Annotated in this window: 17 protein-coding genes; 11 read left to right on the forward strand and 6 right to left on the reverse strand. The window is 72.8% G+C overall.

Annotated features, from left to right (window positions below; all coding sequences use genetic code 11):
* The first annotated feature begins 6 nt into the window (after positions 1–6).
* Genes FRADC12_RS06020 through FRADC12_RS06045 form a run of 6 tightly spaced genes read left to right on the forward strand, consistent with a single transcriptional unit; the run spans position 7 to position 6,204 of the window.
* Positions 7–1,011, forward strand: a complete 1,005-nt coding sequence (locus FRADC12_RS06020; protein ID WP_198152797.1) for an ABC transporter permease — start codon at positions 7–9, stop codon at positions 1,009–1,011.
* Positions 1,008–1,871, forward strand: a complete 864-nt coding sequence (locus FRADC12_RS06025; protein WP_045875891.1) for an ABC transporter permease — start codon at positions 1,008–1,010, stop codon at positions 1,869–1,871. The genes FRADC12_RS06020 and FRADC12_RS06025 overlap by 4 nt, the downstream gene beginning before the upstream one ends.
* Positions 1,868–3,643 carry a dipeptide ABC transporter ATP-binding protein gene (locus FRADC12_RS06030; protein WP_045875892.1) on the forward strand — a complete coding sequence of 592 codons (1,776 nt, stop codon included), beginning with the start codon at positions 1,868–1,870 and terminating at the stop codon, positions 3,641–3,643. The genes FRADC12_RS06025 and FRADC12_RS06030 overlap by 4 nt, the downstream gene beginning before the upstream one ends.
* Complete coding sequence (locus tag FRADC12_RS06035) at positions 3,640–3,822, forward strand: hypothetical protein (protein WP_045875893.1); 183 nt, start codon at positions 3,640–3,642, stop codon at positions 3,820–3,822. The genes FRADC12_RS06030 and FRADC12_RS06035 overlap by 4 nt, the downstream gene beginning before the upstream one ends.
* Positions 3,819–5,024: an SfnB family sulfur acquisition oxidoreductase gene (locus FRADC12_RS06040; protein ID WP_045875894.1), complete on the forward strand. Its 1,206-nt coding sequence runs from the start codon at positions 3,819–3,821 to the stop codon at positions 5,022–5,024. The genes FRADC12_RS06035 and FRADC12_RS06040 overlap by 4 nt, the downstream gene beginning before the upstream one ends.
* 34 nt (positions 5,025–5,058) lie before the next feature.
* The gene (locus FRADC12_RS06045; RefSeq protein WP_045875895.1) at positions 5,059–6,204 is read left to right on the forward strand and encodes an LLM class flavin-dependent oxidoreductase; all 1,146 of its coding nucleotides are present in this window, start codon (positions 5,059–5,061) and stop codon (positions 6,202–6,204) included.
* 360 nt (positions 6,205–6,564) lie between these two features.
* On the opposite strand, the gene FRADC12_RS06050 is transcribed toward FRADC12_RS06045, so the two are convergent.
* A complete protein-coding gene (locus FRADC12_RS06050) occupies positions 6,565–6,882 on the reverse strand; it encodes a BBE domain-containing protein (RefSeq protein WP_045875896.1) in 318 nt (105 codons plus the stop codon).
* A gap of 236 nt (positions 6,883–7,118) precedes the next feature.
* On the opposite strand from FRADC12_RS06050, the gene FRADC12_RS06055 reads away from it, so the two are divergent.
* The gene (locus FRADC12_RS06055; protein WP_157488726.1) at positions 7,119–8,966 is read left to right on the forward strand and encodes a hypothetical protein; all 1,848 of its coding nucleotides are present in this window, start codon (positions 7,119–7,121) and stop codon (positions 8,964–8,966) included.
* On the opposite strand, the gene FRADC12_RS06060 is transcribed toward FRADC12_RS06055, so the two are convergent.
* Complete coding sequence (locus FRADC12_RS06060) at positions 8,923–10,110, reverse strand: FAD-binding oxidoreductase (protein ID WP_232303635.1); 1,188 nt, start codon at positions 10,108–10,110, stop codon at positions 8,923–8,925. The genes FRADC12_RS06055 and FRADC12_RS06060 overlap by 44 nt on opposite strands.
* A 496-nt stretch (positions 10,111–10,606) precedes the next feature.
* Between FRADC12_RS06060 and FRADC12_RS06065 the strand changes: the two genes are divergently transcribed.
* A complete protein-coding gene (locus tag FRADC12_RS06065; RefSeq protein ID WP_045875897.1) occupies positions 10,607–11,056 on the forward strand; it encodes a group II truncated hemoglobin in 450 nt (149 codons plus the stop codon).
* Positions 11,057–11,170: 114 nt separating this feature from the next.
* Here the strand turns inward: FRADC12_RS06065 and FRADC12_RS30965 are convergent, their stop codons facing one another.
* On the reverse strand, positions 11,171–11,326 hold the full coding sequence (locus FRADC12_RS30965; protein ID WP_157488727.1) for a hypothetical protein: 156 nt from the start codon (positions 11,324–11,326) through the stop codon (positions 11,171–11,173).
* A 122-nt stretch (positions 11,327–11,448) separates the two neighbouring features.
* On the opposite strand from FRADC12_RS30965, the gene FRADC12_RS06070 reads away from it, so the two are divergent.
* Positions 11,449–12,630 (forward strand): cytochrome P450, encoded by a 1,182-nt coding sequence (locus FRADC12_RS06070; RefSeq protein ID WP_045875898.1) that lies wholly within the window; start codon positions 11,449–11,451, stop codon positions 12,628–12,630.
* A 246-nt stretch (positions 12,631–12,876) separates the two neighbouring features.
* The gene (locus tag FRADC12_RS06075; RefSeq protein WP_198152798.1) at positions 12,877–13,782 is read left to right on the forward strand and encodes a CYTH domain-containing protein; all 906 of its coding nucleotides are present in this window, start codon (positions 12,877–12,879) and stop codon (positions 13,780–13,782) included.
* 28 nt (positions 13,783–13,810) lie between these two features.
* On the opposite strand, the gene FRADC12_RS06080 is transcribed toward FRADC12_RS06075, so the two are convergent.
* The gene (locus FRADC12_RS06080) at positions 13,811–15,448 is read right to left on the reverse strand and encodes a penicillin-binding transpeptidase domain-containing protein (protein ID WP_232303636.1); all 1,638 of its coding nucleotides are present in this window, start codon (positions 15,446–15,448) and stop codon (positions 13,811–13,813) included.
* 900 nt (positions 15,449–16,348) lie between these two features.
* A complete protein-coding gene (hrpB, locus tag FRADC12_RS06085) occupies positions 16,349–18,967 on the reverse strand; it encodes an ATP-dependent helicase HrpB (RefSeq protein ID WP_045875901.1) in 2,619 nt (872 codons plus the stop codon).
* Between the two features lie 102 nt (positions 18,968–19,069).
* Between hrpB and FRADC12_RS06090 the strand changes: the two genes are divergently transcribed.
* On the forward strand, positions 19,070–19,492 hold the full coding sequence (locus tag FRADC12_RS06090) for a hypothetical protein (RefSeq protein ID WP_045875902.1): 423 nt from the start codon (positions 19,070–19,072) through the stop codon (positions 19,490–19,492).
* Positions 19,493–19,565: 73 nt separating this feature from the next.
* Here the strand turns inward: FRADC12_RS06090 and FRADC12_RS32040 are convergent, their stop codons facing one another.
* On the reverse strand, positions 19,566–20,702 hold the full coding sequence (locus FRADC12_RS32040; RefSeq protein ID WP_052710725.1) for a serine/threonine-protein kinase: 1,137 nt from the start codon (positions 20,700–20,702) through the stop codon (positions 19,566–19,568).
* Between the last annotated feature and the right edge of the window lie 28 nt (positions 20,703–20,730).

Raw genomic sequence — 20,730 nt, forward strand, 5'->3', positions numbered from 1 at the left:
GCCGTCGTGACCACTGTCGTGGAAGTCGCGACGGCAGCTCAGTCCCGGAGGCCGTCCGCGCGCTGGAACGCGCGGACGGCCCGCCGGGCCGCGGTCAAGGCCGTGACGGCGGTCGGAGTGCTGGTGGCGGCGGCCTCGGTCACCTTCTTCGCCCAACTGCTGGTGCCGGGCGACCGCGCCACCGCGATCCTCAACCAGCGGAACGGGCGGGCCCAGCGCTGGACGCCGGCCGAACTCGCGCCGATCAACCACAAGCTGGGCTTCGACAAGCCCCTGATCGTCCAGTATCTGCGCTACGTCGGCGGGCTGCTGCACGGTGATCTCGGAACGTCCTACACCCAGTACAGGCCGGTAACCCAGGTCATCAGCGCCGAGCTGATGCCCAGCGTGGTGCTGACCGCCGCCGCGCTGGTCGTGGCGTGGGCGCTCGCCCTCGGGGTCACGCTGCTCACCGTCAAGCGAGGCCGGTTCGTGACGGCGCTCGGCTCGACCTGGGAGGCCTTCACGGCGAGCCTGCCGCCGTACTGGGTCGGCGTCGTCCTGCTGGTCGTGTTCGCCGCGAAGCTGCGGATCTTCCCGGTGATCGGCGGGACGAGCGTGCGGGGAACCATCCTCCCGGTGGTGACGCTGGCCATCCCGCTGGCGGGCTTCCTCGGCCAGGTGACCCGCGACGAGTTCGAGAAGGTGCTCGACCAGCCGTTCATCACCACCGCCAGGACCCGCGGCATGACCGACGCGGGCGTGCGGCTCAAGCACGCGCTGCGGCACTCGGTCATCCCGGGCATCACGCTGTCAGGGTGGGCGCTCGGCGCACTGCTGTCCGGCGCCGTGATCACGGAGAGCGTCTACGGCCGCCCCGGCATCGGCCAGGTCCTCGTCGCCGCCGTCAACAGCCGGGACGTGCCCGTCGTCTCCGGGGTCGTCCTCGTGGTCGCCGCCGTCTACATCCTGGCCAACCTGTTGGTGGACCTGGCCTACGGCCTGGTCGACCCGCGGCTGGTGGCGTCATGACGACCCTCACGGCACCTCCGGTGAGCGTCCTCGCCCGGCTGGGCAAGGTGAGGCTCGGTGCCCGCCCCGGCACCCTCGTGGCGTCGCTCATCCTGCTGTTCGCGCTGATCGCGGTCGTCGCGCCCGGGCTGCTCACCCACGGCAGCCCGACCGCCATCGACCTGCGTCACCCGCTGGGCGCGCCGTCCTGGCATCACCCGTTCGGCACCGACGACTCGGGGCGCGACCTCTACACCCGAGTCGTCTACGGCGCGCGCGAGTCGTTCGGGATCGGCCTGGGCGCGACGGGGCTGGCGATGGCGGCCGCCGTCCTGCTCGGCTTCGCCGCCGGGCTCGCCGGCGGTGCGGTCGACGTCGTCATCAGCCGGGTCCTGGAGGTCGCGTTCGCCTTCCCGGTCCTGCTGCTCGCGCTGCTGCTGATCTCGATCTTCGGGCCGTCGCTGACGACGGAACTCGTCGCGGTCGGGATCGGCTCGGCGCCCGGCTACGCCCGCATGGTGCGCGGCCAGGTCCGAAGCGTCCGCCAGGCCGGCTACGTCGAGGCCGCCGGCGCGCTGGGGCACAGCCGCTGGGCGGTCATCCGCCAGCACCTGTTCCCGAACGCCATGCGGCCACTCGTCGCCGTGCTCACCCTCGGGATCGGGCAGTCCATCGTCTGGGCGTCAGGGCTCGCCTTCCTCGGGCTGGGCGTCGCGCCGCCAAGCCCGGAGTGGGGCGCGTTGCTGGACGCCGGCCGCCTCTACATCACCACCTCGTGGTGGTTGGAAGTCCTGCCCGGTCTGGTGATCGTCCTTGTGACGCTCGCGGTGACCTCCCTGGGCCGGACGCTGCAGCGCCGACTGGAAGGGGCCGCGCGGTGACGACGGTTACATCAGCCGAGCAGGTCGCCGTGGCTGCCGAACAGCGGCAAGCCCTCCTGACCGTGGACAACCTGCGGGTCTCCTTCGGTGACGCCGAGGTCGTCAAGGGCATCTCGTTCGTCGCCCGGCCGGGCCGCTGCCTGGCCATCGTCGGCGAGTCCGGGTCCGGCAAGAGCGTCACGGCCCGCACCCTGGTCGGTCTCCCCGGCCCGCAGGCCCGGGTGGCGGCCGACCGGATCGAGCTGGCGGGCACCGACCTGACCCGGCAGTCAGAACGCTCCTGGCGCGCGATCCGCGGCCGCGACATCGGGTTCGTGCTCCAGGACGCGCTCGTGTCGCTCGACCAGCTGCGTCGCGTCGGTCACGAGGTGGCCGAGCCGCTGCGGCTGCACGGCTGGGGCGACCGCCGCCGGCGGGCACGGCGAGCCGTCGAGCTGCTCGGCGCGGTGGGCGTCCCGGAGCCGGAGGTCCGGGCGCGGCAGCGGCCGTACGAGCTTTCCGGCGGCCTGCGGCAGCGCGCCCTGATCGCCTCGGCGATCGCGCTGGATCCGAAGCTCGTCATCGCGGACGAGCCGACCACGGCCCTCGACGTGACGGTGCAGGCACAGGTCCTCGACCTGTTGGCCGCGTCGAAGGAACGTGGCACATCGATCATCCTGATCAGCCACGACCTGTCCGTCGTGGCCCGCCTGGCGGACGAGGTGGCCGTCATGCGCGCCGGCGAGATCGTCGAGCACGGGCCCGCGCACCAGGTCCTGCATGAACCGAAGCACGAGTACACGAAGGCTCTGCTGGACGCGATCCCGTCGGAGCACACCCGGGGGACCCGGCTGGTCCGGCCACCGGGCTCCCCACAGGCCGCGCGGACCGCCGGCCAGGCGGATCGCCAACCGAACGGGCCGCCGACCCAGCGGACCGGATTCGCCGAGCCGGCCGGGACCCCGGCGCGGCCGGCCGTCGTGCCGCGAGCCCGCCAGCCGGTCGGCTCCGGCCGCCCGGTGCTGGCGGCGCGCGGACTGACGAAGGTGTACCGGGGTCCCGACAGGATCGAGCGGACCGTGGTCGACGACGTGTCCTTCACGCTGTTGGGCGGCGAGACGCTCGGCATCGTCGGCGAGTCCGGGTCGGGCAAGACGACGACGGCCCGGATCGCGCTCGCGCTGCTCGCGCCGACCTCCGGCGAGGTCCTCCTGCACGGCGAGGCCTGGACGGCCGCGTCGGCCGCCGCGCGGCGTCCGCTGCGCAAGGACATCGGCGTGATCTACCAGGACCCGCTGAGCTCCTTCGACCCGCGCTGGCCGGTGGGACGCCTGCTCGTCGACGCGCTGCGCACCGGCAGGCGGCCACCGTCGTCCAAGGCCGAGGCCCGGGGCCGCGCCGTCCGCCTGCTCAACCAGGTGGGCCTGGGTGAGCAGCATCTCGGCGCGGCGCCACTGCGGCTGTCTGGCGGGCAGCGGCAGCGGGTCGCGATCGCCCGCGCGCTGGCTCCCGAGCCCAGCCTCCTCGTGTGCGACGAGCCGGTCTCGGCGCTCGACGTGTCCGTGCAGGCCCAGGTGCTGGACCTGCTCACCGACCTGCAGGACGAGCTCGGGGTCAGCTACCTGTTCATCTCCCACGACCTGGGCGTGATCCACCACGTCTCGGACCGGATCCTGGTGATGAAGGGTGGCCGCGTCGTTGAGCAGGGACCGGCCGGTGACGTCTTCGACAACCCCCAGGACCCTTACACCCAGCGGCTGCTGACCGCGCTGCCCCGCCTGGCGCAGGCATGACCGGCGGCGTCGACGGCGCCGGCGGCTGGGACAGCTTCGGCCAGCGGCTCACGGGCAGCGGGACCACGGTCGTCGAGGGCGTGGAGATCCCGCGCCGGCGGCTCCCTCCTGCACGCCACCAGCCCCAGCGCCGCGTACCCGCGCGGACGGGAGCCCACCGGAAGAAGGGCACGCTATGAGCCAGCTCGTGCAGACCCCGCCGGTACCGGTTCTCTCGGACCGGGCGGCGCTCGCCGTCGCGGACGAGCTCGCGCGCGACTTCGCCGCCGGCGCGGTCCGTCGCGACGCCGAGCGGATTCTCCCGGTCGCGGAGCTCGACAGGCTCAGCGCCTCGGGACTGCTGGCGATCACGGTTCCAGCCGCGCACGGGGGCGCCGAGGTCTCGGTCCCCACCGTCGCGGAGGTGTTCCGGCTGCTGTCGGCGGCCGACCCGAACATCGGCCAGATCCCGCAGAGCCACTTCGTCTACGTCAACCAGCTTCGTCACCAGGGCAGGACCGACCAGCAGGCGCGGCTGTTCGCCGAGGTGCTCGCCGGCAGGCGGTTCGGCAACGCCCAGTCGGAGGCGGGGACCCGGCACGCCCGCGAGTTCCGGACGACGCTGCATCCCGGCGGGGACGGGCGGTGGCTGCTGCGTGGACGCAAGTTCTACGCGACCGGGGCGCTGCTGGCCGACTGGATCCCCGTCGTGGCCCACCTGGGTGTCGACGGCCCGCTGCACGTCGCGTGGGTGGCCCGGGAGGCGCCCGGTGTCGAGGTCATCGACGACTGGGACGGGCTCGGCCAGCGGACCACGGCGAGCGGCAGCGTCGTCCTGTCCGACGCGGCGGTGACCGACGACTGGATCACGCCCTACTCGGCGACCTTCGAGGGGCCGCAGACCTATGGCGCGTTCGCCCAGCTCCTGCACGCGGCGATCGACGCCGGCATCGCCCGGGCGGCCGTCACCGAGGCCGCCGTGTTCGTGCGCACCAAGAGCAGGCCGCACCCTGACGCGGGTGTCGAGCGGGCCGCCGACGACCCACTGGTCGTGCGGGCCTTCGGCGAGGTCGAGCTCGCCGTCCGCGCGGCCGAGGCGCTGCTGGAGGCCGCGGCCCGAAGCATCGAGGCCGCGGACGCGAACCTGACCGCGGGCACGGCCGCGGCGGCCAGCCTGGCGGTCGCGGCCGCCCGCGCCGCGACGGCCCGCGCCGCGCTGGAGGCGAGCAATCGCCTGTTCGAGGTCGCGGGCACCCGCTCGGCCGCCGCCGGCCTCGGGCTCGACCGGCACTGGCGCAACGCGCGCACCCATACCCTGCACGACGCCGCCGCGTGGAAGGTCCAGCATCTCGGCCGTTGGGCCATCGACGGGACCACACCACCGAACCACGGGCAGCTGTGACGGACAACGACGTCTCTCGGAACGAAGGTCGACGATGAGCGAGCTGAACTTCCACTGGTTCCTTCCCACCAACGGCGGGGACGGCCGACACATCGTCGGTGGCGGGCACGGCACGGTCGTGGAGAGCGCCGGAGGGCGGCCAGCCTCGGTGCCCTACCTCGGCCAGGTCGCGCGCGCCGCCGAGCAGCTCGGCTTCGACGCGGCTCTCACCCCGGCCGGCGCCTGGTGCGAGGACGCCTGGATCACGACCGCGATGCTCAGCCAGGTCTCGGAGCGGCTGAAGTTCCTGGTGGCGTTCCGGCCTGGGCTGCTGGCACCGTTCCTGGCGGCGCAGATGGCGGGCTCGTTCCAGAACCTCTCCGGCGGGCGGCTGCTGCTCAACGTTGTCACCGGTGGCGAGAGCCATGAGCAGCGGATGTATGGCGACTTCCTCGACAAGGACGCCCGCTACGACCGGTGCGCCGAGTTCCTGGAGATCGTTCGCGGGCTGTGGACCGGGCTCCCGGTCAGCTACGCCGGCAAGCACTATGAGGTCGAGAACGCCTCGCTCACCCAGCTCCCCCACCCCGTGCCGCGGATCTACTTCGGTGGTTCCTCCCCGGCCGCGCTGCGGGTCGCCGCGCGCCACGTCGACGTGTACCTGACCTGGGGCGAACCGCCCGCGGCGGTGGCCGAGAAGGTCAGCCGGCTGCGCGAGCTGGCGGCGAGGGAAGGCCGTGACCTGACCTTTGGCATCCGGCTGCACAGCATCGCGCGCGACACCGCCGAGGCGGCGTGGGCGGAAGCCGGCCGGCTGCTGGCCGGGACATCCGACGACCAGATCAGGCGGGTCCAGGACGGTCTTCGCAAAAGCGAGTCGGAGGGGCAGAAGCGCATGCTCGCCCTCAACGGCGGGACCAGGGACGACCTGGAGATCTATCCGAACCTGTGGGCCGGCGTCGGCCTGGTCCGTGGTGGCGCCGGAACAGCGCTCGTCGGCAGCTTCGAACAGGTCGCCGACCTGATCGAGCGGTACGCGGCTGCCGGGATCTCCGAGTTCGTGATGTCGGGCTACCCCCATCTCGAGGAGGCGTACTGGTTCGGGGAGGGTGTCCTGCCCGAGCTCAGCCGGCGCGGCCTGTGGCAGCACCCGGCGCCCGCCGGACCGACGGCCGCCGCCGTACCGTTCGGAGCGTCCTGACGATGTCCATACCCGTGCGGCCCGCACCCCTCGACGCCGCCCGCCTGCGCCAACACGTCTTCGGCCGTCCGCCGTACCTCGTCGACGGTCAGGGCCAGCAGACCGGGATCCGGGCTCGCTGAGCGGGGGTCGCCGAGGCGTCCCGACCAGAGGCAACGGTGCGCCGGCCGCACCAGCTGGCGCCCTCGGTCCCCGTCGGAATGGTCGGTGTCTGGACACTGCCCGGCCGGCTCAACGCGTCGGTAAGAGAGCGCTGTTCGGCGGCGAGGTCAGCGGTCGGCTGTGTGGCGAGGTGGTTGATCTCGGCGGCGCGCACGAGGTGGAACAGGTCGTTCCATTCCTGTTCAACTGGGCGGCGGCTCAGCTCTCGGCGGGGGGGATGTTGGGGTTGAGCCGGAAGCGGTTTTCCGGGTCGTAGGTGCGCTTGACCTGCCGAAGGCGTTCGACATTGCGCCCCCAGGCCCGTGCCCGGTCGGCGTCGTTCAGATCGGCGTCGCCGCCGAAGCTGAGGTAGGTGCCCGACGTGGCCCGCAAGGTGACGGCCTCGCTGTAGGTATCGCGCACCCAGCGGACGTTCGCGTCGTTGTCGGCTGGGTCCAGCCAGTTTCCGTCAATGCTCAGGATGTACCGTGCGCTGCGATCACCGAACGCGGTTTCGGCCGCCCCGACTCTCGACATGGCACCACCCAGGAGAGCAATGCCAGTGAGCGGAGCTTGATCGCGTTTGCGGAGTGGTCTGGCTGGGTCTTGACCGGCGGTCACGGTGGGTGACGGTCGAGGGGTGGGGTGGCCGCGGGTGGCCGGGTGGTGTGACACGCCCGGCTGAACGGGGAACGTCCGGGTTGCGGCGATGTGGGCGGATCTCCGGGTAGAGATCGGGTGTCGAATCCATTTTCCCTGGCCCGGAGTCCGCTGTGTCTTTCTACTCTGTCGTGCCGTCGGTCGTGCTGCCTGGGGTGGCTGGCGGGCTTGCCGGTGCGGGGCTGGTCGCGTTGCGTGCCGGGGACGTGGCGGTGGGGCGGGCGCGGACGGCGGGGCGGCGCGGGGGTGGGCAGGCGCCGGTGGCGGAGCGGCGGTCGTTGCTGACGCTGGCGGACGGGGCGCGGCCGGTCGGGCAGGGCGATGACATCGTCATCTACCGGCCTGTGCTGCGCGGTGTCGCGAGGACGTATGACGACGGCCAGATCCGGGTGGTCGGCCGGGCGGCGGACTTCGTGCGTCTCGGGCTGCTGGAGGCCGAGATCGACCGGCTGCTCGGTCCTGACGCGATCAACAGGCTGGTCGGTGAGCTCGCCGCGGGGAACGACGCCCCGGCGGCCGGCCCGGCCCTGGCCGCCGACGAGGTGGCCGGTGGGCAGGAGGGGGATACGGCGCGGGTGTTGACCCGGCCGGTGCTCGCGCGGGCGCTGATTCTGGGGATGGTCATGGCGGACACGTCGTGGGATGACGTGCTGGCGGCCCTGTTCGGTGAGCTGGCGGAGGTGCCGTTCACCGCGTGTGGTGCGGTCCCGGCGGGGTCGGGGTTCTCGAGGGCGCGGCGCGCCCTGCCCGGCGCGGTGCTCGACGAGCTGTGTGCCCGGCTGCTCGCCGCGGTGCGTGGCGAGTTGTCCGGCACCGACGGCGCGCAGGCGCTGACGGCGGGGAGCTTCCGCCTCGCCGGGTTCGACGGGACACTGGTCCGGCTGCCCGACACCGCGGACAACCGGGCGTTGTTCGGGGCGGGCACCGACCCGGCGCCGTACCCGCATGTGCGGCTCCTGCTCGACAACGATGCCGGGACGAAGGCGCCGCTCGCCTACGCCTACGGCCCGTCGAGCGGGGCGAAGGACGTCGGCGAGCAGGCCCTGCTCGAGCAGGTCGCCGAGGCGCCCGGGCTGCGCCGGCCTGACCTGCTGCATATCGGTGATCGCAACTTTCCCGGCGCCGACCGGCTGGAGCGCCTCGCCGCGGACGGGATGAAGCTGCTCGTGCGGCTGCCCGGCGGGATCACCGTGCGCCGGGTCGGGGACTGGCTGCCCGACGGGTCGTTCCTCGCTGACCTCGGTGCCGAGAAGGTCCTGGCCGGCTGGCGGGTCGTGGAGTACGACGTGTTCGCGGGCGGGGTCCACACCGGTGAGACGTTCGCGGTGGCCACCAACGTCACCGACCCCGCCGCGCTGTCCGCCGCGCAGGCCGCCGACGCCTACCACGCCCGCTGGGGCGCCACGGAGACCCCGCTGCGCGAGCAGAAAGCGGCCCTCCACCGCTCCGGGCCGGGCAGCGGCCCGATGCTGCGCGCGACCGACCCGTTCGAGGCCGCCCAGGAGATCCCCGCCTGGATCCTCGCCACCAGCCTCATCCGGGCCCTACAGCGCACCGTCGCCGCCCAGGCCACCCCCGCGGCCCGTGGCGCCCACGCCGGCCAGCCCGTCCTCGTGCGCGCGCTGTCCTACAAGGCGGCCCGGCACGCGGCCCTCCGCCACCTCGGCTGCGCGACCGCGGGCCTCCCCGACGAGATCATCCAGACCCGGCAGCGGCAGGCCCTCCACACCCTCGGTCGCCGCCGCCACACCCTCGGCCGCGGCCGCACCCGCGACCGCGCCGCCAAGAGCGCCTCCGACTTCCCGACCGCCCGCCCCGGCATCACCACCCGCAAGGTCACCTACACGGTCCGGATCTGCGGGCCGATCCGCAACCAGACGCCCGCCACGCTCTCACTGATCACCAACGGTGATCACATCACCGACAGCGACCACATGCCGGAACAAGCCAAGGCCGCCTGACAGACGCGATCAAGCACCAGTCACTGGCATTGCCCAGGAGAGGCGCATGCACCAACGTCTTCGGGTCCGGGCGGTTCTGGCCGACGCGAACCACGAACGCGGCCGCTTCCTCGTCGAACTGGTCCAGGTAGACGGACTTCCAGTAGCTCTGCAGCTCACCCTTCGGGAAGAGGGGGTCGAGGGCGGACTGCGCCGTCCGGTACGGCACCGCCCTGCTCATGTCTGCGAGCGGCCTGCCGAGCTCGGCGAGCTCCCGACACGCCAGTCGGCCCTCGTCCGGGTCGCCCGCGTACAAGGCGGCCGTGATGAACACATCGCGGTTGTGTACGGAGGGCGGGAATGCCGGCATCGCTGGCAACGACCAGAACATGGCCCGGCTGGTGACTTCGTCGGGGACATTGGACGCCCAGTCCCGCCATCTCGGCAGCACCTCGGCGGCAGCGTCGGCCGGGTAGACCACCAAGCCGTTCCAGACGACCTGGCCGAGCGGATAGGCCTCGAACTCGAACGACACCACCACGCCGAAGTTACCGCCGCCGCCGCGCAGCGCCCAGAACAGGTCCTCGCGCTCGGACGCGCTGCATCGCACGATGTCGCCACGTGCCGTCACGACTTCGGCCGCGCGCAGTGCATCGCAGGCCAGCCCGTACTTGCGGTGCAGCCAGCCGATTCCGCCCCCGAGCGTCAGGCCAGCCACACCCGTGGTCGACACGACCCCGCCAGGTACCGCGAGCCCGTGCAGCTGCGTCTCGCGGTCCACGTCGCCCCAGGTCGCACCCCCCGCAACCCGCGCACGCCGCCGATCCGGGTCCACCCAGACACCCCGCATCGCAGACAGATCGATCATCAAACCGTCGTCGGTCGTGCAGGTCCCCGCGATGCTGTGGCCGCCGCCCCGGACCGCGACGAGGAGGTCGCGGTCCGTGGCAAGCTTGACGGCGTCGACGACGTCGGCTGCGCCGGTACACCGGACGATGAGACCTGGTCTGCGGTCGAGCATGGCATTCTGGATGATCCGCGCTTCGTCGTACCCGACATCGTCCGAGGTCAGAACCGTCCCCCGGAAGATCTCGCGGATCTCCTCCACCGTCTCATCCGACAGTGTCTGCCGCTCGCCTCCCAGCGTGAGCACCTGTACCGACATGGCGCGCCCCTCCCCCTCGTGCTCGCCGATGTCCCCCGGTCTGCACAGCTCTTCCTCCAGGGTCGCGCTAGGACCGGATTGTCGCAAGGCGTACCGGGACGGCAACCATGGGTCGCCATGATGGTGGGTCTGATGCTGGAGGCGAGGATCTGCCCGTCAGGATGACGGCGACCTGACCGGAGGGGAGGGCAGGCCCACACGACGACCCCAGTGACGGCAACAGCGCCAGACACCGCCGAGCCGCTGGCGTGCTGGTGCTGCGCTACCACTCTCGCCCACGAGGTCCCTGTCGCCAGACCCGTGTGCCGATCCGGCAAAACCGCCCGCAGGCGGTGCTGGCAGCGCCGTGTGCGCACCCCGAGCGGGGTCTGCCAGACCCACGGTGTACGCCTCCCGACCCACCAATCCGAGGCGTTCCGGCCGGGGTAGGCTCGCAACGAAGATCCGGCACGGTGGAAGCCCCGGCGCCGCGTCGGCCCAGCCTCGGGAGGCAATCGTGGGTTCCACGCTCTACGACGAGGTGGGCGGTCTCGACGGCCTGCGGCGCCTGTCCGCGGCGTTCTACGACCGGGTGCTCGCCGACGAGGTGCTCGCGCCCGTGTTCGCGCACTTCACCCCTACCCACCTCGATCACGTCGCCGTGTGGCTGGCGGAGGTGTTCGGCGGCCCTGCGGACTTCTCGGCCCGCCTCGGCGGCCATCAGGCGCTGCTGCGCAGCCACCTCGGGCTCGGCATCCGCGACGAACACCGCCAGCGCTGGCTCGAGCTCATGGCCGCCGCGATCAACGAGGTACTCCCAGGCCGGCCGGAGCTGGCTGCGGTGCTCATGGACTACTTCGGCTGGGGCACCGCCATAGCCCAGGTCGTCTCGCAGGACCCGGTCGGCACCGATCTCGGCGACCCCGGCCCTACTCCCCGATGGGGACACGAGGGTCTCCTCGGCTGACCCGCTCGGTCCCCGCAGGGTGTGATCGGCTGCGGGCCCGGTTTGCCAAACGCAGGCCTGCGACCCCGGTCCGTCGCGATCAGCATGTCGGCGTCCGTGCTGGCGGGGTAGGCGTCAGAACGCCTCGTCCTCGGCGCGGGTCAGGTCGACCAGCCTGCCGGTGGTGAGATCGGTGACGAGGGTGGCGACGGTGCCGTGGTGGCGGGTCAGCGTGTGGCTGACGCGGAGAGTCCGGCGGTAGGAGGTGCCCGGCGTGGTCGAAGACCTCACCGGCGAGCGTGGCGTTCGCCGCCGCGAGCAGCCTGGCCTGGGTGTCCTGATCGCACCGGGCGAGTCCCGGGGATCGTTCTACGGTGGGCTCCCACGGTGGCGGGCGTGGAGGAGGATCACGATTGGAGATTGACTTCGCCGATCCGGGGTTCCTGCGGGACCCGTACCCGACGCTCGCTCGGCTGCGGGAGCACGCTCCGGTGAGCTGGCACGCCGGTACGGGCCGGTGGCTGGCGGCGAGCCACGCCGCGGCCGGCGCGGTGCTGCGCGACCGCAGCCTCGGCCGGCTCTGGCAGGACAAGGAGCCCGCGGCCTTCTTCGCGCCCTTCAACCTGCTGCACCGCAACCAGATGATGGAGAACGAACCGCCGGCGCATACCCGGCTGCGGTCGCTGGTCGCGCAGGCGTTCAGCCGCGGCCACGTTGAGCGCCTGCGCCCGGCGGTGGCGGCCGAGGCCACGGCGCTGCTGGCCGCGGCCGGGCCGGACTTCGACCTGCTCGCCGACGTCGCCGAGCCGCTCGCCGTCACGGTCATCGCCGAACTGCTCGGCGTGCCCCGCGAGGACCGGCACCGGCTGCGGCCGTGGTCGGCCGCGATCGTGCGGATGTACGAGGTGGCGCCGTCGCCCGCTACCGAGGCCGCGGCGGTCACGGCCGCCGGCGAGTTCGCCGGCTACCTGCGCCGGCTTGCCGCGCGCCGCCGCGACGACCCGCGCGACGACCTGATCAGCCATCTGGTGGCCGCGCGCGACGGCACCGACCGTCTGTCCGCCGACGAGCTGGTCGCCTCGGCGATCCTGCTGCTCAACGCCGGCCATGAGGCCTCGGTGAACGCGCTCGGCGGCGGGGTGGTGGCCCTGCTGCGGCAGCCGGACCAGCTGGCCCGGCTGCGCGCCGACCGTACGCTCATCCCGGCCGCGGTCGAGGAGATGATCCGCTACGACCCGCCGCTGCACCTGTTCATCCGCACCGCCACCGCGGACGTCACGGTCGCCGGCGTCACGATCCCGGCCGGGGCCGAGGTGGCCGCGTTACTCGGCGCCGCCAACCGCGACCCGGCGGTCTTCGCCGACCCGGACTCCTTCGACGCGGGCCGCGACCCCAATCCCCATGTGGGCTTCGGTGCCGGCCTGCACTTCTGCCTCGGCGCGCCGCTGGCCCGCATCGAGCTGCAGGCAGCCCTGGCCGCGCTCCTCGACCACGCCCCGACCTGGGCGCTGGCCGCCGAACCGGTCCAACGCCCCACCTTCGTCCTGCGCGGCTACACCGCCGTCCTGTTGACCCAGCCACCACCACATGCCTGAACCGTTTGGCTGGGGAATGGCGCGGCCGACCGACCCGCCTCCGGGCGGGGTCGCTGGGCGTAAGCTCACAGGCGGTTTAAGTGAATGCGAAGGGTCCGTCTGATGAACGGCGAAGGGATGGGCCGTGTCGGCGGAAGAAACCTGGAGACCTGGCGGTCAACCGCGCGTCGTCTCGCTCGGGCCGGCCTGCCTCCTGCGACGGGCGCGCCTACCGGCGCTGTCCTCGGTCACCCGATGAGCAGGCGCATGAAGACGACGACCGGCCGACGTTCGCACGGTGGGGGCCGACGGTCATCAGGGCCGCTGCGGGCCGCGCAGACGTTCTGGCAGTTGCCAGACGACGACCTCGACCAGCTTCTGCGGCTGGCGCCCCACACCGATCAGGTGGAGCTGAAGCTGCTCGTGCCCAGCGGCGCCCACGAGCAGACCTGCGCGGCCCTCGGCGTCCAGTTCGCCCACGCTCCCGGCCAGCGGGTCTACTACCTCGACACACCCGACCGGCAACTGCACCGCCACGGCGTCATCGCCCGTGTCCGCAGCATCCGCCACCGCAGCGACGACTCCGTGGTCAAACTGCGCCCGATCGCCCCCGCTGACATCCCCGACTCGCTGCGCCGGTCCAAGAACTGCGTCGTCGAGATCGACGGGATGCCCGGAAACTACGTCTGCTCCGCGGCGCTCAAGACCCGACTCGATACCCAGGACGTAGCGGCAGCCATCGCGCAGGGCCGTCCCCTGCGTGCCCTGTTCTCCCCCCGGCAGCGTGCCGTGCTCACCCCGCGCCTGCCTCGCCACCTGTCGATCGATGACCTGACCGCGTTCGGCCCCGTCGACGCCCGCCGCCACAAACTCACCCCGGCCGGCTTCGACCGGACCCTGCTCGCCGAACAATGGACCTTCCCCGACCAGACCCAGCTGCTCGAACTGTCGACCCGCTGCGCACCCGACCACACCCTGGACACCGCCGCGCACACCGCCGCGATGCTGCGCGCGCACGGCGTCGACCTCAACGGCCCGCAACAGACCAAGACCTCGGCGACCCTCGAATTCTTCACCACCCTGGCCACCGGTGGCGATCATCCGGGCGGCACCCGCCGCGCGGGCGAGGCCGGCAGACGTGAGCGCACCGCCAGGGCCGCCCGCCGTCGATGACGAATCCGCCGATGACGAATCCGCCGGCCTAGTAGCTGGACAGGAAGTGCTGGACTTCGGGGGCGGCGAACTGCGCACCGTAGCCGGCGTTGAGGACGAGGCAGGCGACCGCGATGTCCTGGGCCGGGTCGAAAGCCACGAACCAGCTGTTGGGCTGCCCCTGGTTGTCGACGTCCGCGGTTCCTGTCTTGGCGTAGACGGTCGGGCCGAACCCGAGGCCGGCGGCCGTGCCCTCGGTGACCACATCGCGCATCATGGTTTTCAGCTGTGAGTCGACACCGGCGGGCAGGGGCGTCGCAGTGGTCTGCGCGGCACCGGGCAGCAGGATGGGCTGTTCGAAGGTCCCGGCTGCGACAGTGGCCGCGACCGAGGCCATCGCGAGCGGAGACGCGGTGATGTGGCCCTGGCCGAACATGTTCTGGGCCAGCTCGGAGCCACTGGCACTCGCCGGCTGGTTGTAATAGGTGCCCGGTTTGCCGAGACCGATGTCCCAGGGCTGGTTGAGGCCGAAGTATTCCTTGGCGACCGCGGCGAGGCGGCCGTCGCTCTCGTTCTGCCACCACTGGCTGAAGGCGTTGTTGCAGGACTGGGCGAAGTCGTAGGACAGCGGCGTCGACGCCGGCTCGGACTCGTTCTTGTCGTTGTGGTAGCTGATGCCCTGCACCGTGTAGACGGCGGGGCAGGCGACCGGGGTGCTCGCGGTAAGGACCCCCTGGCTGATCAGCGCGGCCGCGGTGATGATTTTTCCGGTCGAACCTGGTGCCACCGCGGCGGTAAGCGCGAAGTCGTTGTAACCGGCGTTGTTGGCGATCGCCAGGATCTGGCCGGTCGACGGCTGGATGGCGACGAGCGAACTCTGCGGGTGCTCCGCGACGGCGCTGCGGGCGGCCTGCTCCGCCTTGGCGCTGATGGTGGTGGCCAGGGTGGCGTCGACCGGCGCGGAGATCGTTGCCTGGCTGTCCTTGACCGGCGTGCCGTCCGCGGACTGGATCTCGACGGCGAGTCCCGGCTGCCCGAGGTCCTTGGGCGGGCTGGCCTTCAGTACTCCCGCGATCGTGTTCAGGCCCGCGTCCTGATAAGAGGTTAGGTTGTTGCCAGTGGAGTCGAGGATGGACGTCGCCTTCGGAGCCATCGGTACGGCGGCGAGGTGGGTGGTCGCGGTGAGGTTCGGTGCGAGGTCGTCAGGTGCCCACGCGATGGACCACGCTGGCGAGTCTGGCTTCTGATAGGCGACCAACGACGAGTGGTAGCTCCAGGTACCGCTGATCGTCGCGGTACCTGCCGGGGCCGCGACCTGGGCGGTCACTGCGATGGCGACCTTGACCCGCGGCGTCGACACGGTCGCGGTCGGCGTACTTTCGGTCAGCGCGGTGGCGCCCGTGGGCGAGCCGCTCAGCGTCCCGAGATGGAGGCCCTGGCGGTACGCGGCGAGCGCCGTCTCGGCGGCCCGCGGGCTGTCGGTGTAGCCGGCCGCCAACCCGAGGTTCCCGGCCCCCCACGCGCTCAGGAACGCGGTGGTGATCTGCTCGCCGTCCTGTTCCGGGGTGGTTCCCGTCGGCACGAACCCGACGACAGGATGGCTCTTCTTGCCCGGCGCGATCACAGTCACGATGGTCGCGGCGACGCCGACCACGACGACCGCTGCCACGGCCGTCACGAGCGTCATGAACTTCCACGACCTGCGGGCCCTGTGGCGTCTGCCCGGGTGAGCCGCGTCCTGCCCTTCACGCCCCGTGCCCGGGTGAGGCGGGTCCTGCCACCCACGTCCCGGGTCCGGGCGAGGCGGGTCCTGCCTGTAGTACTCCGCGTCCAAGTCGGCGGAGTTCTCCGACTCGTACTCCCTGTCTACCCAGCGGCGGTCTTCGCTCGGATCCGGCGCCCACGGGTCCATACCGCGCACGCTACGGGCGGCGCTACATGCCGTCAAAGGCGGACACAAGCCCCCGTTGACGATCAGCGCGAAGCCCAGGGCACGAGCGTGGCCCGCGGGCTGCTCACAGCCGCTCTGCGGCATCTTCATGCCCGGCTTCATGCCCGGCCCCATCCGCATGCCGGGGTCCGGGCATGGCGACGGGGCCTGCGGGCGAGTCTGTGGTGGCCGTCGCGGCGGCGTTGGGCATGGCGGGCTGCTTTCCTCGCGACGAGTGGACGGCCAGTCCGACCGCCCGAAGGACGTCAGCGGCGGCGGAGCCCGGACCGGGGGACGCTCCCCCACCGACACCGGGCAGCGCCCTCCGGCGAACCGGATCGGCTGGCACGCCAGCAGCCTGGCAACACCCCGGCCGGAGCGTCAGCCATGGTTGTCATTCCGAGCCTGATCCTGACGAGATCCCGCCCGGACCGGGCTTGATCCTGGCGTCGCGCACATTGAACGGACGTTGGAGGCCCGGCGCTTCACCTATGACCCCATTTGGTTGATGCGCGGCCTGACCGAACTGCACCTGGAGTTCACTCCAGTTCCGCAGCACCGTTGACTGGTCCGAAGCAGGGCCGCGCCGCCAGCTGACGGCGACCGCGATCGCCATCGCTGCCGTGAACGTCGCTCGCCGCCGCGAGACGAGGCCCGTTACCTCGGGCGGCCGCGGGGAGCGACGCGGCGGGTCGGGGGCGCCGTGGTCGGGTCATCCGGCCAGGGGTGACGCGGGTAGCGCCCCCGCAGTTCCGAGCGGACCCGCGGGTAGCCGGACCGCCAGAACGACGCCAGGTCGCCTGTGACGGCCACCGGGCGGCCCGCCGGCGAGAGCAGGTGCAGGACGACGGGAACGCGACCGTCCGCGACGGCCGGCACCCGTTCCCAGCCGAACACCTCGGCGATCTTCACGGCCAGGACCGGACCGCCGGTATCGCCGTAGTCGAGCCGCACCCGCGATCCACTCGGCACCTCCACCCGCTCCGGCGCCAGCTCGTCCAACCGGCCCGCCTGCGGCCAGGGCAGCAGGCGTCGCAGCGCCGCCCCGGCGTCGACGCGTTCCAGGTCCGCGCGACGCCGCGCGTCCCGTAGCTCCGCCCCGAGCCAGGCAGGCGCTGCCTCCAGCAGCGCCGCGTCGCTCACGTCCGGCCAGGGATCACCCAGGACGCGGTGGCAGAAGGCGAGCCGTTCCCGCAGCCCGACCGCGTCGCGGGTCCACCGCAGCACCGCGAGCCCCTCCCGGCGCAGCCCGTCGAGGACCGCGGCTTCCAGGAGTGACCGATCGGGCTGGGCCAGCGGGCGTTCGGCCAGGACGATCGCGCCGAGGCGGTCGACCCGGCGGGCGACGACGTCACCGCCGGACCAGCCGACCTCGTCGACGCTGCCCAGGAGGGCCGCGCCCGCTTCGCGTGCGGTCGCCGCGTCGAGCGTGACGGCCAGGCGCACGCGGGCCGAGGTTCGCCCGGCGCCGCGGTCCGCGACCGCGATGGCCAGCCACTCCGCGCCGGTGAGGGCCGAGCCGCCGGTCAGCTCCGCGGCTGTTCCACCGGCCATCAGGTAAGTTGCCCCGCCCTGGTCGCGCGCCCGGGCGAGCCGCTCCGGGAAGGCGAGCCCGACGACGAGCCCCGCCGCGAGGTCGTCGGTGACCCCGTCATCAGGCGCTTTGCCGGCGGGGGCGGCCGGCTCGGCGGCCGGGCGCAACCGCCGGGCTTCGTCCCGCCACCGGGCGGACGCGGCCCGGTCGGCGTTCGCGCGCAGGCGGCGCCAGGCCGCCACGAGGTCGTCGGACGGCCCCGCGCCCGCCGGTCCCTCCCCCGACAGGATCGCCACCACCTCGGCCGCGCGCCGGGCGCCGACGGCAGGAGTGCCGTCGATCAGCGCCCTCGCCAGCCGGGGGTGCGCCCCCACCGCGGCGATCGCCCGTCCCCGCGGCGTCACGCGCCCGGCGGCGTCCACCGCTCCGAGCGCGCGCAGGGTTGCCCCAGCAGCCTCCATCGCGCCCGCCGGCGGGTCGCTGAGCAGCTCGAGCCCGGCTCCGCCGGGACTGCCCCAGACCGCGAGGTCCAGAGCGAAGCCGGTCAGGTCGGCGACGGCGATCTCCGGTTCGGCCTGGGCGGGCAGCCGGTCGTGCTCGGCGGCGGACCAGCAGCGGTACACCCGGCCCGGCGCCTCCCGACCGGCGCGGCCGGCCCGCTGGCTGGCGGACGACCGCGATACCCGCACGGTCACGAGGGAACCCAGCCCACGGGCGTGATCCATCCGAGGCGAGCGGGCCAGGCCCGCGTCGACCACGACCCGGACCCCGGGCACGGTGACGCTGCTCTCCGCCACCGCGGTCGCCAGCACGACCCGGCGGCGTGGTCCGGCCCGCAACGCGGCGTCCTGGGTCTGGCCGGACTGCTGGCCGTGCAGGGTGACGACGTCCACCGAGTCCCGGTGGCCCGCGATCCGGCCGGCGACCGCGGCGATCTCGCCGGCCCCGGGCAGGAAGACGAGCACGTCCCCGGACGTCTCCCGCAGGGCCCGCCCGATGGTCGCGGCGACGTGGTCGAGCAGCCGCGGGTCGACCCGCAGGCCGTGCGCCGCCGTGATCGCAACCGGTGCCGGGGCCCAGACCACGTCGACGTCGAACAGCGGGGCATCCGTGCCCACGACGGGCGCCGCCGGCCCGGAGCCGCCGAGCAGGCCGGCGAGCCGCCGTGTGTCGGCGGTCGCCGAGGTCGCGAGCACCATCAGGTCAGGGCGCAACGTCGCGCGGACGTCGAGCAGGAACGCGAGGCCCAGGTCGGCGTCGAGGTGCCGCTCATGGCACTCGTCAAGGATCACGACGCCGGTCCCGGGCAGCTCCGGGTCGCGCTGCAACCGCCGGACGAGCACCCCCGTCGTCACCACCTCGACCCGGGTGGACGGCCCCACTCGGCGGTCGCCGCGGATCGTGTAGCCGACCGCCCCACCGACCTCACCGCCGGCGTCGCCGCCGGCGTCGCCGCCGGCGAGGGAAGCCATCCGCCGCGCCGCCGCCCGGACGGCGACGCGCCGCGGTTCCGCGACCAGGACCCGGCCGCTGACCTCGTCCGCCAGCGCCAGCGGGACCAGCGTCGTCTTGCCCGTGCCGGGCGGCGCCACCAGCACGGCGGCCCCGCCCGCATCGGCTCCGTCCGGGGCGGCGCCGGGGCCGCGAGTAGAACGCCCGTCGCCGGTCAGCGCGGCGATGAGCGCGGGCAGGACGTCCCGGACGGGCAGGTCCACCCCGGTGGCCGCGCGGTCGGGCAACATGCGGCCAGTGTCCCATCGACGATCACGCATCGCGACCCACGGCCGTCGTTCGGGCGGCGGTGGGAAGCTCGGCCCGTAGACACGCGCCGGCGGGCCGAGCGGATGGCGCAGGCCCGCCGGCTGGTCGGCCAGGCCGGACAGGACCGCACTGTGCCCTGGTACCTCGCGTTCGGCTGTGCCGCGGCCGGGGCCGGCGCGTCCTTCGACGCGTTCGGCGACACCATCGGTTTCTTCTACGCCCTCGGGCTGTCCGTCGCGTTCGCCGGGCTGTCCTGGGGGACGCTGCGGCTGGTCCCGGCCATGCTGGCGGACCTGAGCCAGGAAGGATACGGCGCGCCGAGGACGTGGCTGACGCTGCTGCGGGCTCCGGTGACGGCCCGGGGATCTCTCGTCCTGGCGGCCGCCGTCCCGGTCGCGGTGGCGCTGGCGAAGACGGTCGGGTTCTTCTTTCTCGGCGGGGTTGCGCTGGTTCTGGTCGCCACGGGCCTGGCCCTGGCCGCCGCGTGGGCGCTCAACCGGTCCTGACCGCGGCGCCCGGCGAAGACCGCGGAGCCGCAGGTGCTGGGCGGCGGACATCGCGAACCGCCATGGACTCCGGTCAGCCTGTGTACGGATTCCGCAGGCTCACCGAAGCCAACCGGTCGAACAGGGCGACCTGGTCGGGGCCGGCATTAGGCCGCACCGAGACGGTTGATGATCTTGTCGAGGTTCTGGAGCTCGGCGTCGGCGGATGAGCCGTAGGCCAGGGCCAGGGCCGCGCGAAGGCCGGTGAAGGCGGCCAGCGCCGCCTGCGCCTGGCCGGTGGCGGCGAGCATGAACGCCGCGGTACGGCGAGCTTCGAGGAGGCGCAGGGGTCCTCCGCGGCCGGGTCGACATGGTCGAGGTAGGCGCGAAGACGGTCGAGGGCTGCCTGCGGATCCGCCTGGACCGACGGCGGCGCGGCCTGGACGTGCAGTGAGCGCAGCGACTCACCGCTCCCAGTGCCGTAGAAGACCCGTTCGCCGGTGAGAAGACCGAAAAGCAGGCAGCCAAGCGAGTAGATGTCGGAAGCGGTGGTGATGACGCTGCCGAGGTGTTGCTCGGGCGACATGTAGTCCGGGGTGCCGATGGTGTGATCGACCTGGGTCAGGCGCGGTGGGGCGTCGGCGCCGCGCAGGATCGCGATGCCGAAGTCGAGAACCTTGACGAACCCACCGGGGACCAGCATGAGGTTCGCCGGCTTGATGTCCCGATGGACGATGTCGACCGCATGGACGCTCGCCAACACGGCCGCGACCTGAGCCGTGACGCCTGCCGCCTGGGCGATGCCAAGCGGGGCCTTCTCATAGTCAGCGCTTTCGATGAGCGTTTCGACGGTGGACCCGCGTAGCAGCTGCATGACGAGCCAGATCCGCCGGCTGCCGTCCGGAAACGTATGGACGCCGGTGTCGAAGACGGCGGGAATGCCGGGGTGCTCCAGACCGGCCGTCGTCCGGATCTCCCGCAGGAACCGCTTCTGGGTGATGGCCTGCTGCTCGTCAAACGTCAACCGCTCCGGGCTGCCCGGTGGGCCGGGTGGGCTCCCGGGCGGCCGGAGCAGCTTGATCGCGACGGGACGGTCCAGGCGCTCGTCGTAGCCGTAGAAGACCTCGCTCATGCCGCCGCTGCCGAGCAGGCCGTCGACGCGGTAGCGACCGGCGAGGCGGATCCGCTCGTCGGGGGCGTTCGCGCTTTCCGTCGTGTGCGGGTCAGTCACGCCTCACCCTGCCGAGGTGTCGCATCCT

This window comes from Pseudofrankia sp. DC12 (genome assembly GCF_000966285.1).
GTDB lineage: Bacteria > Actinomycetota > Actinomycetes > Frankiales > Frankiaceae > Pseudofrankia.